The organism is Streptomyces sp. NPDC056883 (assembly GCF_042788835.1).
Lineage (GTDB): Bacteria > Actinomycetota > Actinomycetes > Streptomycetales > Streptomycetaceae > Streptomyces > Streptomyces stoeckheimensis.
Genome location: NZ_JBHUBS010000004.1, coordinates 414,404 through 429,191, shown reverse-complemented (window position 1 = coordinate 429,191; position 14,788 = coordinate 414,404). Strand labels below are relative to the sequence as shown.

The 14,788-nt window shown below is 73.7% G+C and carries 13 protein-coding genes; 7 read left to right on the top strand and 6 right to left on the bottom strand.

Annotation, left to right across the window (positions count from 1 at the left end; genetic code table 11):
* Positions 1-144: 144 nt before the first annotated feature.
* The 3 genes from ACFRU2_RS13875 to ACFRU2_RS13865 form a co-directional block, all read right to left on the bottom strand.
* Positions 145-813 carry a PhzF family phenazine biosynthesis protein gene (locus ACFRU2_RS13875; RefSeq protein ID WP_382971652.1) on the bottom strand — a complete coding sequence of 223 codons (669 nt, stop codon included), beginning with the start codon at positions 811-813 and terminating at the stop codon, positions 145-147.
* Between the two features lie 19 nt (positions 814-832).
* Positions 833-2,296: an HtaA domain-containing protein gene (locus ACFRU2_RS13870; RefSeq protein ID WP_382971650.1), complete on the bottom strand. Its 1,464-nt coding sequence runs from the start codon at positions 2,294-2,296 to the stop codon at positions 833-835.
* Positions 2,297-2,545: 249 nt separating this feature from the next.
* Entirely contained in the window at positions 2,546-4,054 is a 1,509-nt protein-coding gene (locus ACFRU2_RS13865; protein WP_382971648.1) for an HtaA domain-containing protein, read from the bottom strand.
* A gap of 156 nt (positions 4,055-4,210) precedes the next feature.
* Between ACFRU2_RS13865 and ACFRU2_RS13860 the strand changes: the two genes are divergently transcribed.
* The 6 genes from ACFRU2_RS13860 (at position 4,211) to efeU (ending at position 10,863) form a co-directional block, all read left to right on the top strand.
* Complete coding sequence (locus ACFRU2_RS13860) at positions 4,211-5,224, top strand: hemin ABC transporter substrate-binding protein (protein ID WP_382971647.1); 1,014 nt, start codon at positions 4,211-4,213, stop codon at positions 5,222-5,224.
* A 13-nt stretch (positions 5,225-5,237) separates the two neighbouring features.
* Entirely contained in the window at positions 5,238-6,377 is a 1,140-nt protein-coding gene (locus ACFRU2_RS13855; RefSeq protein WP_382971910.1) for a FecCD family ABC transporter permease, read from the top strand.
* A complete protein-coding gene (locus ACFRU2_RS13850) occupies positions 6,374-7,303 on the top strand; it encodes a heme ABC transporter ATP-binding protein (RefSeq protein ID WP_382971645.1) in 930 nt (309 codons plus the stop codon). The genes ACFRU2_RS13855 and ACFRU2_RS13850 overlap by 4 nt, the downstream gene beginning before the upstream one ends.
* 187 nt (positions 7,304-7,490) lie before the next feature.
* Positions 7,491-8,642 carry an iron uptake system protein EfeO gene (efeO, locus tag ACFRU2_RS13845; protein WP_382971643.1) on the top strand — a complete coding sequence of 384 codons (1,152 nt, stop codon included), beginning with the start codon at positions 7,491-7,493 and terminating at the stop codon, positions 8,640-8,642.
* Between the two features lie 34 nt (positions 8,643-8,676).
* Positions 8,677-9,990 (top strand): iron uptake transporter deferrochelatase/peroxidase subunit, encoded by a 1,314-nt coding sequence (gene efeB / locus ACFRU2_RS13840; protein WP_382971642.1) that lies wholly within the window; start codon positions 8,677-8,679, stop codon positions 9,988-9,990.
* A gap of 18 nt (positions 9,991-10,008) precedes the next feature.
* Positions 10,009-10,863 (top strand): iron uptake transporter permease EfeU, encoded by an 855-nt coding sequence (gene efeU, locus ACFRU2_RS13835; RefSeq protein ID WP_382971640.1) that lies wholly within the window; start codon positions 10,009-10,011, stop codon positions 10,861-10,863.
* 1 nt (position 10,864) lies between these two features.
* On the opposite strand, the gene ACFRU2_RS13830 is transcribed toward efeU, so the two are convergent.
* From ACFRU2_RS13830 to ACFRU2_RS13820, 3 genes are read right to left on the bottom strand one after another with little or no spacing between them, the layout of a single operon-like run.
* The gene (locus ACFRU2_RS13830) at positions 10,865-11,467 is read right to left on the bottom strand and encodes a GNAT family N-acetyltransferase (protein WP_382971638.1); all 603 of its coding nucleotides are present in this window, start codon (positions 11,465-11,467) and stop codon (positions 10,865-10,867) included.
* On the bottom strand, positions 11,467-12,333 hold the full coding sequence (locus ACFRU2_RS13825; RefSeq protein ID WP_274552176.1) for a PhzF family phenazine biosynthesis protein: 867 nt from the start codon (positions 12,331-12,333) through the stop codon (positions 11,467-11,469). The genes ACFRU2_RS13830 and ACFRU2_RS13825 overlap by 1 nt, the downstream gene beginning before the upstream one ends.
* 50 nt (positions 12,334-12,383) lie before the next feature.
* On the bottom strand, positions 12,384-13,154 hold the full coding sequence (locus tag ACFRU2_RS13820; RefSeq protein WP_382971636.1) for an SDR family oxidoreductase: 771 nt from the start codon (positions 13,152-13,154) through the stop codon (positions 12,384-12,386).
* 108 nt (positions 13,155-13,262) lie between these two features.
* Between ACFRU2_RS13820 and ACFRU2_RS13815 the strand changes: the two genes are divergently transcribed.
* On the top strand, positions 13,263-14,606 hold the full coding sequence (locus ACFRU2_RS13815) for a Bcr/CflA family multidrug efflux MFS transporter (RefSeq protein ID WP_382971635.1): 1,344 nt from the start codon (positions 13,263-13,265) through the stop codon (positions 14,604-14,606).
* Positions 14,607-14,788: the final 182 nt, after the last annotated feature.

Genomic DNA, 14,788 nt, shown 5'->3' with positions numbered 1-14,788 from the left:
CGCGCGCCCCGGACCCCTCGTCCCAGCCGCGCGCCCCGGACCCCTCGTCCCAGCCGCGCGCCCCGGACCCCTCGTCCCAGCCGCGCGCCCCGGACCCCTCGTCCCAGCCGCGCGCCCCGGACTCCTCGTCCCAGCCCTCTCGCCTCAGGCGCCGGCGGGGCCGGAGGGTGCGAAGCGGACGCGGCCGCCTATTTCCACCGTGCCGTCCGGGCCCGGGGCCGTGAGGATCTGGGAGCCCGCGCCCTGGGTGATGTTCAGGGCGCGGTTCAGCTCGGCCGTCAGGAGGATCGCCGCCGAGCCGGTGGCCTCGTCCTCGACGATCACCCCGTCGGGGCGGCGCGGGAACCCGCGGGCCCGGATCCGGCCCGCGGCCTCGTCCTCCCACGCCCAGGCGTACAGCCAGCCCTCGCCCGGAGGCGGGCCGGGCAGGGCATCGACCGCGGCGGCGTCGGCGTACTGCTCGGTGCGCTTGCCCTCGACCCACTCGGGGCGGGCGGTGATCCAGGTGAACTCCCCGTCGTCGCGCGCCCATACGGCGCCGGCCGGGGGCTGGAGCTCCTCGATGTCGAGCAGCCACGCGACTCCGACCAACGGGTGCCCGGCGAAGGACATCCGGGTGCCGGGGGTGCGGATGTCGACGATCCCGCGCTCGGGATCGTCGACGAACACCGTCTCGCTGTAGCCGAGTTCGGCGGCCAGCGCCTGCCGGGAGGCGTCGTCGGGGCAGGACCGGCCGTCGCGTACGACGCCGAGCGTGTTGCCGTGGCTGCCGTCACCCGCGCAGAAGACCCTCAGGACGTCGAGATCGTTCACGCCGGAATTGAAGCACGGGTCAGTTCTGGGCCGTGCGGCGCCTGCGGGCGACGAACACCGCGCCCGCGCCCGCGGCGACGATGAGCGCGGAGGAACCGAGCAGCGTGCCGGCCGGGATCTCGGCGCCGGTGGCGGCGAGGCCGCCTCCGACGGTGCCGCCGCCTCCGGTGGTACCGGTGCCGCCCGTGCTGCCGCCCGTGCCGGCCGGGCTCGTGGGCAGGACGGCGCCCTTGGTCACGGAGACGGTCAGGTTGACGTCGTCCGCCCGGGTGCCCGGCGGGTACATGGAGCCGGTGGTGTCGTTGGCGAAGGCCGCGGCGCCCTCCGCGGTGAGTGCGGTGCGCACGGCGTTCAGGGTGAGGACGCCGTTCTTGGTCTTGTACTCGGCCTTGGAGAGGTCGAGCGTGGCGAAGGGGATGTCCGCCTTGACCCCGGCGGCCGTCTTCACGTCCAGGACCAGCGTGCCCTTGGCGCCCTCCGCGGTGATGCGGATGTTGCCGAAGGTCATGTCGATGCCGTGGGCCGCGTACTGGAAGCGGAGGTTGCCGGCGAAGGTGGCGTTCAGCTTCCGCGTCTTGGTGTCGAGGGTGCCCTTGCCTCCGGCGAAGGCGAAGCTGTCGCCGTTCGCGACCGCGCCGTCGGTGGGGGTGACGGTGCCGCCCGCGCGCTGCACGTACTGGCGGAAGGACTCCTTGACGCCCCAGGCCAGCTTGCCGTCGAGGATCTGCTGCGGGCCGCCGGTCGCCGGGGAGCTGGTGGAGGCGGAGGGGGTGGCCGGCTTCGACGGGGAGGGGGACGCGGACGCCGAGGCCGACGGGGAGGGGCTCTGCGAGGGGGACGGGGAGGTGGAGGCCGAGGCGGACGGGGAGGGGCTGTGGGAGGGCGGCGGCGGGAACTCCAGTACGGCCGTCAGCGGGTCGCCCGCCTTGTCCTTGTAACCGTCCGAACCGAGGAGCTTGGCGGCATCGGCGGTCAGGGTGGTGGCCAGGCCGGACATGGACGGCCCGGTGAAGGCGACCTTCGCGAAGCCGACGTCCTTCGTGAGCGCGCCGTCCCGGGTGACGTCGACGATCAGCAGCTTCTTGCCGGTGTCGATGCGGAGGTTGGCGAGCTTCACCTCGAAGTGGTGCGCGGCCGACGTGAAGGTGACGCTGCCCTTGAAGGCGGCGGTCACGAGGTGGGTGGCCGGGTCGTACTGGCCGGTGGCCGAGACGAAGGTGAAGCCCTTGTCCGTCTTCTTCGCGCCGTCCGCGACGGCGATCTGTCCCTGGGCGATGGTCGTGACGTAGGTGCGGTAGCTCTCCAGGACGCCCCAGTCGAGGGTGCCGCCGAGGACCGGGATCGTCGCGGGGGCACCCTGCGCCGCGGGGGCGGCGGGGGCGCTGCCCGCCGCGGTGGCGGGCAGGACCAGCGCGGTGGCGCCGATCGCCACGGCGGTGGCCACGGCGGCCGCGAGGGCGAGGGGACGGCGGGTCGATGACATGGCGGGTCTCCTGAACGGGGGTGGAGGAGGCGGAGCCCTGCGGGGCCTGCGGGACCTGCGGGGGCAGGGCGAAGCCGAGCCCCGGCGATGCGGGGCCCTGCGGGGCTTGTACGGGTGTACGGGGCGTGCGGGCCGGGCGGTCCGGGCCAGCCCGGGCCCGCACGGCGGCGGTGGCGCGGGGCCCGCGGATGCGGGCCGTACGGGGCCCTGCGCAAGGGCCGGGCGGGCGGGAGGGGTTCGGGGCGCGGATCAGCCGCGCGGGGCGGCCCCGTCACCCCCGGAGGGACCCGGGGAGTCGGAGGAGTCGGACGTCCCGTCCGCCGGGCCCGCCGGGGCTTCAGCACCCGGGCCCGGGGCCGGAGTTGCCGGGGCCTCCCCCGGGGTGCGGTTCTTCCTGCGGTGGCGGAGGGTCAGGAAGGTGGCTCCGCCTGCGAGGACGAGGGCGGCTACTGCCAGGGCGGCGTACAGGCCGGTGTTCGAGGAGGACGCGGCCGGCTGCGCGGCCGCGGGCGGTGCCGGGGCCGGCGGGGTGGCCGTGGAGCCGAGGTTCGGGAGGGCCGGGAGCTTCGCGGTTCCGTCGAGGGCGACCGCAAGGGAGACGGGGTCCATCTCAGTGCCGGCCTTGTATATCGAGTTGAAGGCCTGGGCTCCGCCCTCGGTCAGGGTGGCCGGGGCTTCGGCGAGGGTGGCGAGGCCGCCTGCGGTCGTGAGGCCCTTGGCGTCGAACTCGACGAGCGGGACCGCGGGCTTGGTGTCCGTGCCGGTGGTGACGTCCGCGGACAGCACGCCCTTGCCGTTCTCCACCTTGGCCGTGATCTTCGCGAGCTTCAGGTCGAGGTGGGCCCCGGTGAAGTGCACGGAGCCGGCGAAGGCGGCGTCGAGGGTGCCCTTCGCGCCGTCGTAGGCGCCCTTGCCCTGCGGGAAGCGGAACAGCGCTCCGCCGTCCTGGGCGCCGTCGGCGAGCTCCCACTTGCCCTGGCCGATGGAGCCGGAGACGTACTCGCGGAAGGTGCGCCGCACCCCCCAGTCCACGGCGGCGTCGGTGAACTGCCCGGCGGCCTGCGGGGACGGGGAGTCGGCCGGAGTGCTGGCCGAGGGCGCGAGCGAAGGCGAAGGCGGGGCCGCCGCGGCCTTGACGTCCACGGAGAGCGAGACCGGGTCGAGCTGCGCGCCGGCCGCGTAGTAGCCGGCGAAGGCCTTGGCGCCCTGGTCGGTGAGGGTGGCCGGGACGTTGGCGAGGGCGACGGGGCTGCCGCCGCCCTTCATGTCGACCCCGCCCAGGTTGAGCTTGGCGAAGGGCACTTGGGAGACGGTGGTGACCGCTCCGCCTTCCTTGGCCTTGCTGGAGACGTCCGCGTAGAGGGTGCCGCTGCCGCCGCTGATCTTGACGGTGGGGCGGCTGACGCTCATGTCCAGCTCGTACGTGCCGTCCGCCTTCTGGTGGCCCTGGAAGGTGACGCCGCCGCTGAAGGAGGCCTCCAGGGAGCCGCCGTCCGGGTCGTAGGAGCCGCTGGCGGAGTGGAAGCGGAACAGGCTGCCGCCGGCCGTGGCGGCTCCGCTCTTCAGCTTGAACCCGCCTTTTGCGACCGGCCCGGTGACGTAACTCTGGAAGGAGGATTTGATGCCCCAGTCGAGTCGCCCGCCCTCCACGGTCCGGCCCGCGGCCTGGGCGGAGGGCGCCGGGAGCAGGACGGCCCCCAGGGCCGCCAGGGTCGCCAGCAGGGCGACGGCGGACGCACGGACGGGTCTAGCGGACATGAATGTCCCCTCCAGGGTCTAGCGAGCGAGGTTAGGCTAACCTAAGCTACGTTCGGCCGGGTGTGAAACCCCCTGGCACCCGGAACCTCGAACCGGGTCTCCACCACCAGCGAACCGGGTCCACCACCCCAGTCGGACGATCAGGACGGTGCCTTCGTGCCTACGCCCGCCGCGTCAACCCGCATGTCCCGCTTCGCCGTCGCCCTGACCTCCGTGGTCCTGGCATTCGGCGTGAGCGCCTGCGGAGGTACGGCCGCCCCCTCCCCCGCCACCGGAGCCCCGGCCCTCCCCGACCGGGTGGAACCCCTCGCCCAGGCGCCCGTACCCGCGCTTCCGGCGACCGTGGCCTCGGCGGACGGCGTCCAGGTGACCGTCACCTCGGCGGACCGCGTGATCCCGCTGACGGGCGGCCTCAGCGAGATCGTGTACACCCTCGGGCTGGGCCCCAAGGTCGTCGCCAAGGACATCACCGCCACCTTCGAACAGGCGGCGGAGCTCCCGGTGGTGACGCGGGGCCACGAGGTCTCCGCCGAGAGCGTGCTGTCGCTGCGTCCGACCCTGGTGCTGGCCGAGACCACCTCCGGCCCCGCCGAGGCGATCGCCCAGATCCGCGACGCGGGCATCCCGCTGCTGGTGGTGGCCCCAGCCAAGTCCCTGGACGACGTGGCGAAGCGGACCGACGCCGTCGCCGCCGCGCTCGGCGTCAAGGAGGCCGGTGCGCAGCTCAACCAGCGCACCGCCGACCGCATCGCCGCCGCCCGCAAGGCCCTGCCCGCCTCGGGCAAGAAGCCGCGCGTGGCCTTCCTCTACCTGCGCGGCACCGCCTCCGTGTACCTGATGGGCGGCTCCGACTCCGGCGCCGGTTCCCTGCTGGAGGCGGCCGGCGCGCTGGACACGGGCCCGGAGTCCGGGCTCGGCAAGGACTTCACCCCGATCACCAGCGAGGCCCTGGCGGCCGCCGCGCCCGACGCCATCCTCGTCATGTCCAAGGGCCTGGAGTCCGTCGGCGGCGTGGACGGGCTGGTGAAGATCCCGGGCGTGGCCCAGACCCCGGCGGGAATGGACCGCCGGGTGGTCACCGTCGACGACGGGGTCCTGCTCAACTACGGCCCGCGCACCGACCAGGTCCTCGCCTCCCTCATCACCCAGCTCTACGGCAAGGCCTCCTGACGTGCCCTCCGACATGCCCCTCTCCCACGAAGCCCCCGGGACGCCGCCCCGAGCGGACCCCCTTCCCGCTCCCGAGCGGGCGGCGCCCCGGGCCGCCCCCACCGCCGCCGGTGCACCGCCCCGGCGGCGGTGGGGTTCCGCCTGGCTCACCGGCGGGCTGGTCGCCGTACTCGTGCTCCTTTCGCTGGTCTCCGCCGGAGTGGGCGCCTACGAGATCCCGCTCGGGGAGGTCATCGGGTCGGTGCAGCACCGCCTCGGCCTCGGGGGCGCCGCCCTCGACCGGGTCGGGGAGAGCGTGCTGTGGAACGTACGACTGCCGCGCGTGGTGCTCGCGCTGCTCGTCGGGGCCAGTCTCGGCTGCGCCGGGGCCCTGATGCAGGGGGTGTTCGGCAATCCCCTGGCCGAGCCCGGGGTCATCGGGATCTCGGCGGGCGCGGCCGTCGGCGCGGTCGCCGCGATCGGGCTGGGCCTGACCTTCTTCGGCAACTGGACCATCACCGCCTGCGCGTTCGTCGCGGGGCTGGTCACCGTCGGCGCCGTCTACCTGCTGTCCCGCAACGGCGGGAAGACGGAGGTCGTCACCCTCATCCTGACCGGCATCGCGGTCAACGCCTTCGCGGGCGCGCTGATCGGCCTGTTCGTCTTCTTCGCGGACAGCGGCCAGGTCAACCAGATCACCTTCTGGCAGCTCGGCTCCCTCGCCCAGGCCACCTGGCCCAAGGTGCTGGCCGTCCTCCCCTGCGCGCTGGCCGGTCTGCTGGTGGCCCCCTTCTACGCGGGCAAGCTGGACCTGCTGTCCCTCGGCGAGCGTCCCGCCCGCCACCTGGGCGTCGACGTGGAGCGGTTGCGCCTCGCGCTGATCCTGGTCGTCGCGCTGCTCACCGCGGCGGCCGTCGCCGTGGCCGGGATCATCACCTTCGTCGGGCTGCTCGTGCCGCACCTGCTGCGCATGGCCAACGGTCCGGGCCACCGCTTCCTGGTGCCCGGCAGTGCGGTCGCCGGAGCCGTGGTGCTGGTCGCCGGGGACCTGGCCGCCCGGACCCTCGCCCAGCCCGCCGAGCTGCCCCTCGGAGTCCTGACCGCCCTGCTCGGCAGCCCGTTCTTCTTCTGGCTGCTGCGCCGCACCCGCCGCAAGCAAGGAGGCTGGGCATGAGCGTCCGGCTGCGTTCCGGCCTCGCCGCACTGCTCCCCCGCCTCCGCGGCGGCAAGCGCACCGTTCCCGCCCGGCCGGCCCCCGGCGCGCCGCTCGCCGAGGTCACGGACCTGCGCGTACGGCTCGGCGGGCGCGAGGTGCTCGCCGGGATCAGGCTGACCGTGCGGGCCGGGGAGGTGCTGGCCCTGGTCGGGCCGAACGGCGCGGGCAAGTCCACCCTGCTGGCGGCCCTGTCCGGGGACCTGCCGGCCGCCTCCGGGGAGGTGCGGATCGACGGGCGCCCGGTGGGCGGCTGGCCGGCTCCCGAGCTGGCCCTGCGCCGGGCGGTGCTCCCCCAGTCGGCCGAACTGGCCTTCCCTTTTCCCGTGGAGGACGTCGTACGGATGGGCCGTGCCCCCTGGGCGGGCACCGGGACGGCCGACGGCGACGAGGAGGCGGTGGCCGCCGCCATGGCCGCCACCGAGGTGACGGGCTTCGCGGCCCGCCCGTTCTCGGGGCTCTCCGGCGGCGAGCGGGCCCGGGTCGCGCTGGCCCGCGTCCTGGCCCAGGGGGCCCCGCTGCTGCTGCTCGACGAACCGACGGCGGCGCTCGACCTGCGCCACCAGGAGCTGGTGCTGCGGATCTGCCGGGACCGGGCGGCCGCCGGGGACGGGGTCGTGGTGGTCCTGCACGACCTGGGGCTGGCGGCGGCGTACGCGGACCGGGTCGCCGTCCTGCACGACGGCCGGATCGCGGTGGACGGCCCGCCCGCGGAGGTGTTCGAGGACGGGCTGCTGAGCCGGGTCTACCGCCAGCCGGTGGAGGTGCTCCCGCACCCGCGCACCGGGGCGCCGCTGGTGGTCCCCGTACGGGACGGCGGGCCGGAGCAGCCCGGAGGAGAGCATTCCGCAGTACGGAACGGTCAGCTGGGCTTGACCTCCGCTTGACCCGGCCATGGGGCCGGCGTGGGGCACCCGTGACGGCCCCGTGTCCGGTGCCCGAAGGTGTGGGCTGAATCACTGGACGTGCGGGTATGGGTCAGGTAAGCCTCGGTTAAGTTAGGTCCGCCTCACCGGCTGCCCCCACCCGATCGGGGCGGTCGTCTGCCGAACGCCAGACTGCCAGGAGCCCCCTATGCGCCCCGTCCGCCTCACCGTCGTCACCGCGGCCGCCGTCGTGGCCGCCCTCACCGCGGTCACCGGCTGCTCCGAGAAGAGCGACGCGTCCGGCGACGGCACCATCAAGGTGGCGGCCTCCGACACGGCCTGCGAGGTCTCCACGAAGGAGTTCCCCGCGGGCAAGGTCGCCTTCGAGGTCGAGAACAAGGGCTCCAAGGTCACCGAGCTCTACGTCCTCTTCCCCGACGACCGCATCGTCGCCGAGCGCGAGAACATCGGCCCCGGCACCAAGGCCACCATCACCGCCGAGCTCAAGGCGGGCGACTACGAGATCGCCTGCAAGCCCGGCATGAAGGGCGACGGCATCCGCCAGAGCGTCAAGGCCACCGGCTCGGGCGGCACGGAGAAGCGCAGCCCCGAGGCCGACGCCGCGGTCGCCGCGTACCGCAAGTACGTGCAGGAGCAGGCCGACGAGACCATCCCCAAGGCGCAGGTCTTCGCGGACGCGGTCAAGGCCGGCGACGTCGAGGCCGCGAAGAAGGCGTACGCCCCCTCGCGCATCGGCTGGGAGCGCACCGAGCCGGTCGCCGAGTCCTTCGGTGACATCGACCCGAAGGTCGACGTCCGCGAGGACGGCCTGGAGGCCGGCCAGGACCCGGAGAAGGACTGGACCGGCTGGCACAAGCTGGAGAAGTCCCTCTTCGAGGGCAACAAGATCGACGACAACGACAAGAAGCTCGCCGAGACCCTGATGGCCGACCTGGCCGTGTGGCAGAAGAAGGTCGGCGAGGCGGAGATCACCCCCACCTCGATGGCGAACGGTGCCAAGGAGCTCCTCGACGAGGTCGCCACCGGCAAGGTGACGGGCGAGGAAGAGCGCTACAGCCACACCGACCTGGTCGACTTCAAGGCCAACGTCGAGGGCGCGGAGAAGGCGTACGAGCTGCTCAAGCCGGTCACCTCGAAGACGGACCCGGCGCTCACCGCCGAGCTGGACAAGCAGTTCGCCGCGCTGAACAACCTGCTGGAGAAGTACCGCCCGAACAAGGCCGCGTACGAGTTCGTCTCGTACGACAAGGTCGGCGAGGCCGAGCGCAAGGAGCTCTCCGACGGCGTCAACGCGCTGGCCGAGCCGCTCTCGAAGCTCGCCGCCGCGGTCGCGAAGTAACTCCGGAACAGCAGAGCAGGCGGGAGATCCTCACATGAGCGAGTCGGTGTCCGGGCAGGAGCCCGTGCAGGACGAGGCACAGGGCGCGCCCGAAGCCGCGTCGGAGCAGCAGCCGGGCGCGGGTGCGCCCTCGCGCCGGGCCGTCCTCGGCTGGGGCGGCGCGGGCCTCGCGCTCGGCGCGGCGGCGGCCGGCGGTACGGCCATCGCCCTGGGCTCGGGCCCCGACATGGTCTCGGCGGCCTCGGCCGGCGCGGCCGTGCCGTTCCACGGTGAGCACCAGGCCGGTATCGCCAGTGCCGTCCAGGACCGCCTGCACTTCGCGGCCTTCGACGTGAAGACGAAGGACCGCGGCGAGCTGATCCAGCTCCTGAAGGACTGGACCGCGGCCGCCCGGCTGATGACGGCCGGCCAGCCGGTCGGCGAGGGCGGCTACGGCGGTCTCCCGGAGGCCCCGCCGGACGACACGGGCGAGGCGCTGGGCCTGAAGGCCTCCCGCCTCACCCTGACCATCGGTTTCGGGCCGGGCCTGTTCGCCAAGGGCCGCTTCGGCCTGGAGGGCAAGCGCCCCGGCGCCCTGATCGACCTGGAGCTCTTCCCCGGCGACAACCTCGACCCGGCCCGCTCCGGCGGCGACCTGTGCGTGCAGGCCTGCGCCGACGATCCGCAGGTCGCGGTGCACGCCATCCGCCAGCTCGCCCGCATCGGCTTCGGCAAGACGGCGGTGCGCTGGTCGCAGCTGGGCTTCGGCAAGACCTCGTCGACCACGCCCGACGAGCAGACCCCGCGCAACATGATGGGCTTCAAGGACGGCACCCGGAACATCGCGGGCACCGACAAGGCCGCCCTGGAGAAGCACGTGTGGGTCGGCGCCGGCGACGGCAGCGACTGGCTGACCGGTGGCTCGTACCTCGTGGCGCGCCGGATCCGGATGAACATCGAGACGTGGGACCGCACGCCCCTGGGCGAGCAGGAGGACATCTTCGGCCGCGACAAGGGCGAGGGTGCCCCCGTGGGCAAGTCCAAGGAGCGCGACGAGCCGTTCCTGAAGGCGATGAAGCCGGAGGCGCACGTCCGCCTCGCGCACCCGGACAGCAACAACGGTGCGACGATCCTGCGCCGCGGCTACTCCTTCACCGACGGCACGGACGGGCTGGGCCGCCTCGACGCGGGCCTGTTCTTCCTCGCCTACCAGCGCGACGTGCGCACGGGCTTCGTGCCGATCCAGCGCCAGCTGGCGAAGTCCGACGTCCTCAACGAATACATCCAGCACGTGGGTTCGGCCGTCTTCGCCGTCCCGCCGGGCGTCCGCGACAAGGACGACTGGTGGGGCCGGACGCTGTTCGCGTAAGGGACCGGGAGAACCGAAGTGTTCAGCAACTATCTGATCGGGCTGCGCGAGGGGCTGGAAGCCAGCCTCGTCGTCTGCATCCTCATCGCCTACCTGGTCAAGACCGGGAACAAGGACAAGCTGGCGCCGCTGTGGCTGGGCGTCGGCCTGGCCGCCGCCCTGTCCCTGGCCTTCGGCGCGGGCCTCGAGTTCGGCACGCAGGAACTGACCTTCAAGGCGCAGGAGGCGATCGGCGGCACCCTGTCGATCGTCGCGGTCGGTCTGGTCACCTGGATGGTCTTCTGGATGAAGCGCACCGCGCGGCACCTGAAGGCCGAGCTCCACGGCAAGCTCGACGCGGCGCTCGCGATGGGCACCGGTGCCCTGGTGGCGACGGCGTTCCTGGCCGTCGGCCGGGAGGGCCTGGAGACCTCGCTGTTCGTGTGGCGCTCGGTGCACGCGGCCGGTGACGGCGCGGGCCCGCTGATCGGCGTGCTGCTCGGCATCGGGTCGTCGATCCTGCTGGGCTGGCTGTTCTACCGGGGCGCGCTGAAGATCAACCTGTCGAAGTTCTTCACGTGGACCGGCGCCATGCTGGTCGTGGTCGCCGCGGGCGTGCTCGCGTACGGCGTCCACGACCTCCAGGAAGCCGACTTCCTGCCGGGGCTGACCAACAAGGCCTTCGACATCAGCTCGGCGATCCCGCCGGACAGCTGGTACGGGACCCTGCTCAAGGGCACCCTCAACTTCCAGCCGGACCCGACCGTGCTCCAGGTCATCGTGTGGGCCCTGTACCTGGTCCCGGTGCTCGCCCTGTTCCTGGCGCAGGCTCCGGGCAGCCGCACCAAGCCGAAGGCGGAACCGAAGCCGGAGTCGGAGCCGAGCAGCTCCTGACTCACCACAGCCTGTCGATCGTCCCCGGGTAGAGGGGGACGCGGATGCCGGTGAAGGCCGCGCGGACCCGGTCCGCGCGGCCTTCGTCGTCCGCGGCGCCGGTGGGGAACGCCCCGAGCACCGTCTTGTCGAGGCCCGGGGCGTCCGTGGCGAGGGGGTCCGCCGGGGTGCCGCCGACCAGGACCGTGCCGGGCAGCACCTCGAACCCGGCCGCCTCGTAGAACGGGACCAGCTCCCGGTCGCAGCTGAACAGCGCCAGGTCCACCCCCGGATCGGCGGCGAGCCGGGCGCGGACGGCCGCGACCAGCCGGCCCCCGTACCCGCGGCCCCGTACGTCGGCCCGGGTCACCACGCCGCTCAGCCCGGCCGCGCGGTACGTACGCCCGTCCGCGAGCCGGACCGGCTTGTGGAGCAGCGCCAGGCTGGCGGCGACCCGTCCGTCGGCGTCCAGGAGCAGGACCGCGCGCGGGGCGAGCGCCGGGTCGTGCCCGGGGGACGACCCGGGCCATGCCTGCGCCTCCAGGGCCGCCACCTGCTCGGCGAGCCCGGAGGGCAGCACTGCGTACTCCTCGATGGCCCCCTCGATGGACCCCTCGCTCCGCATTACGGAATCAGCGCCCCCGCGCCGCCCACCCGGACCCGGGAGTCGCCGGATCGGAGCTCGACCGTCAGGACGCCGGGGCGGCCCATGTCCTCGCCCTGGTGGAGGGTCAGGACGGCGTCGGCCGGGACGAGGCCGAGCTCGCGCGCGTACGCCCCGAAGGCGGCCGCGGCGGCGCCGGTCGCCGGGTCCTCGACGACTCCGCCGACCGGGAAGGGGTTGCGTACGTGGAACTCCGCCGGACCCGCCCGGTACACGAGCTGCGCGGTGACCAGGTCGAGGCGGCGCATCAGCGCCTCCAGCCGGGCGAAGTCGTAGTCGAGGTCCGCGAGCCGGGCCCGGGTGGCGGCGCCGAGCACCAGGTGGCGGGCACCGGCGTAGGCGATCCGCGGCGGGAACGCCGGGTCCAGGTCGGCGGCCGGCCAGTTCAGCGCGGCCAGGGCCTCGGCGAGGTCGGCCGGGTCCAGGTCCTCGGTGTGCGGCTCGACGCTGGTCAGGGTGGCGCGCAGGCCGCCGGCCCCGTCCTGCCGGGTCACCGACACCGGCACCGTGCCCGCGCGGGTCGCGAAGAGCAGCTCGCCCGGGCCGAGCCGCTCGCCCAGCGCCACGGCGGTGGCCACGGTGGCGTGCCCGCAGAAGGGGACCTCCACCTTGGGGCTGAAGTAGCGCACGGTGAAGGCCCGGCCCTCCTCGCCGCCCAGGCCCTCGGGCGGGGCGGTGAGGAAGGCCGTCTCGCTGTAGCCCAGGTCGGCGGCGATCTTCAGCATGGCGGCCTCGTCGAGGCCGGCGGCGTCGATGACGACGCCGGCGGGGTTGCCGCCGGCCGGGTCGTCGGAGAACGCGGTGTAGCGCAGTACTTCGTTCGTCATGACCGGCTCAACTCCCGAACCGCGAAGATCATTCCCCGGACCGGGAACCCTCAGCCGCGCCCGATGTACGGCATCGCCGTCGCCATCACCGTCGCGAACTGCACGTTCGCCCCGAGCGGGAGCTCCGCCATGTGCAGCACGGTGCGCGCCACGTCGGACGCGTCCATGACGGGCTCCACCGCGAGCTGTCCGTTGGCCTGCATGATCCCGGTCTGCATCCGCTCGGTCATCTCGGTGGCCGCGTTGCCGATGTCGATCTGCCCGCACGCGATCCCGTACGGGCGCCCGTCCAGCGACAGGGACTTCGTCAGGCCGGTCATGGCGTGCTTGGTCGCGGTGTACGCGATCGAGTTCGGCCGTGGCACGTGCGCGGAGATGGAGCCGTTGTTGATGATGCGGCCGCCCTGCGGGTCCTGGGCCTTCATCACCCGGAAGGCCGCCTGCGCGCAGAGGAAGGAGCCGGTGAGGTTGACGTCGACCACCGAGCGCCAGGCCTCGTAGGAGATGTCCTCCAGCGCGACTCCGGCCGGGCCGAAGGTGCCGGCGTTGTTGAAGAGCAGGTCGACCCGCCCGTAGTGCTCGCGGACGGTCTCGAACAGCGACGCCACGGCGTCCGGATCGCTCACGTCGGCCGGGACGCACAGCACTTCGGCGTCCGGGTGGGCGGCCCTGGCGGCCTCGGCGGTCTCTTCCAGCGGCCCGCTCCTGCGGCCGGCCGCCGCCACGGCCCATCCGGCGGCGGCGAGGGTGAGGGCCACGGAACGGCCGATCCCGGATCCGGCTCCGGTCACTACGGCGATCTGCTTCACACGTGCGTTCATGGGGCCGCAGGCTACGTCACATGCGGCTCCCGTCCCGGAACGTTCCGATTGCTGAGAGCATGGGGCGGCAGGGGTGCTGAGAAATGACGATAAGACTGGAGTGTCCGCATGTCGGAGAGAGGCCCCGCGGCAGCGCCCTCGAACACCGCACCCTCGAAGGACGAGTCGCCCTCGAACCCCTCCCCTACCCCCGTCTCCCCCTCCCTCACCGCACCCCTGACGGCCGCCCGCCGGACGGGACTGCTCGTCACCTTCATCCTCGGCGGGCTCACCGCACTGCCCCCGCTGTCGATGGACATGTACCTGCCGGCCCTGCCGACGGTGACCACGGCCCTGAACAGCCCGGCCGCGACCGTCCAGCTCACCCTCACCGCCTGCCTCGCCGGCATGGCCCTCGGCCAGCTGGTGATCGGCCCGATGAGCGACAAATGGGGCCGCCGTCGCCCCCTGCTCATCGGCATGGTCGTCTACGTCCTCGCCACGGCCATCTGCGCCTTCGCCCCGACCGTCGAGCTGCTGATCGCCTTCCGGCTGCTCCAGGGCCTGGCCGGCGCGGCCGCGATCGTGATCGCGCGGGCCGTCGTGCGCGATCTGTACGACGGGGTCGACATGGCCCGGTTCTTCTCCACCCTGATGCTCATATCCGGCGTGGCGCCGATCATCGCCCCGCTCATCGGCGGCCAGGTGCTGCGCTTCGCCGACTGGCGCGGGGTGTTCGTCGTCCTCACCGTCGTGGGGGCCCTGCTGACCCTCCTGGTCTGGCGGAAGCTCGGCGAGACGCTGCCGCCCGAGGGGCGCCAGACCGGCGGCGTCGGCGCCGCGCTGCGGACCATGCGCGGGCTGTTCGCCGACCGGGTCTTCGCCGGCTACACGCTGGCCGGCGGCTTCGCCTTCGCGGCGCTGTTCGCGTACATCTCCGCCTCGCCGTTCGTCGTGCAGGAGATCTACGGTGCTTCGGCCCAGACCTTCAGCCTGCTGTTCGGCGTCAACTCCCTCGGCCTGATCGCGGTCGGCCAGATCAACGGCAAGCTGCTCGTCGGCCGGGTCAGCCTGGACAAGGTCCTGGGGTACGGGCTCGCGGTCATCGCGGCGGCCTCGGTCGCCCTGCTCCTCATGACCGCCGGGGTCTTCGGCGAGGTCGGGCTCTTCGCGATCTGCGCCGGGCTGTTCGTCCTGATGTCCGCGATGGGCCTGGTGCTGCCCAACACCAACGCGCAGGCCCTGATGCGCGCCCCGCACGCGGCCGGCTCGGCCTCCGCCCTGCTCGGCACCTCCTCCTTCCTGGTCGGAGCCGTGGCCTCGCCGCTGGTCGGCATCGCGGGCGAGGACACGGCTGTACCGATGGCCCTGGTCCAGGCGACCTGCTCCTTCCTGGCGGTCCTCTGCTTCGCCGCCCTGTGCCGCCCCAGGCGCGCCGGACGGCCGACGGCGACGGCGCCGACGGCGACCTGACCGGCCGGGGGGGGGGGGGGGGGGGGGGGGGCACCCCCCCCCCCCCCCCCCCCCCCCCCCCCCCCCCCCCCCCCCCCCCCCCCCCCCCCCCCCCCCCCCCCCCCCCTCCCCCCCCCCCCCCCCCCCCCCCCCCCCCCTCTTCCCTCCTCTCTCTTCTCCTTTTCCTTCTCCTTTTCCTCCCT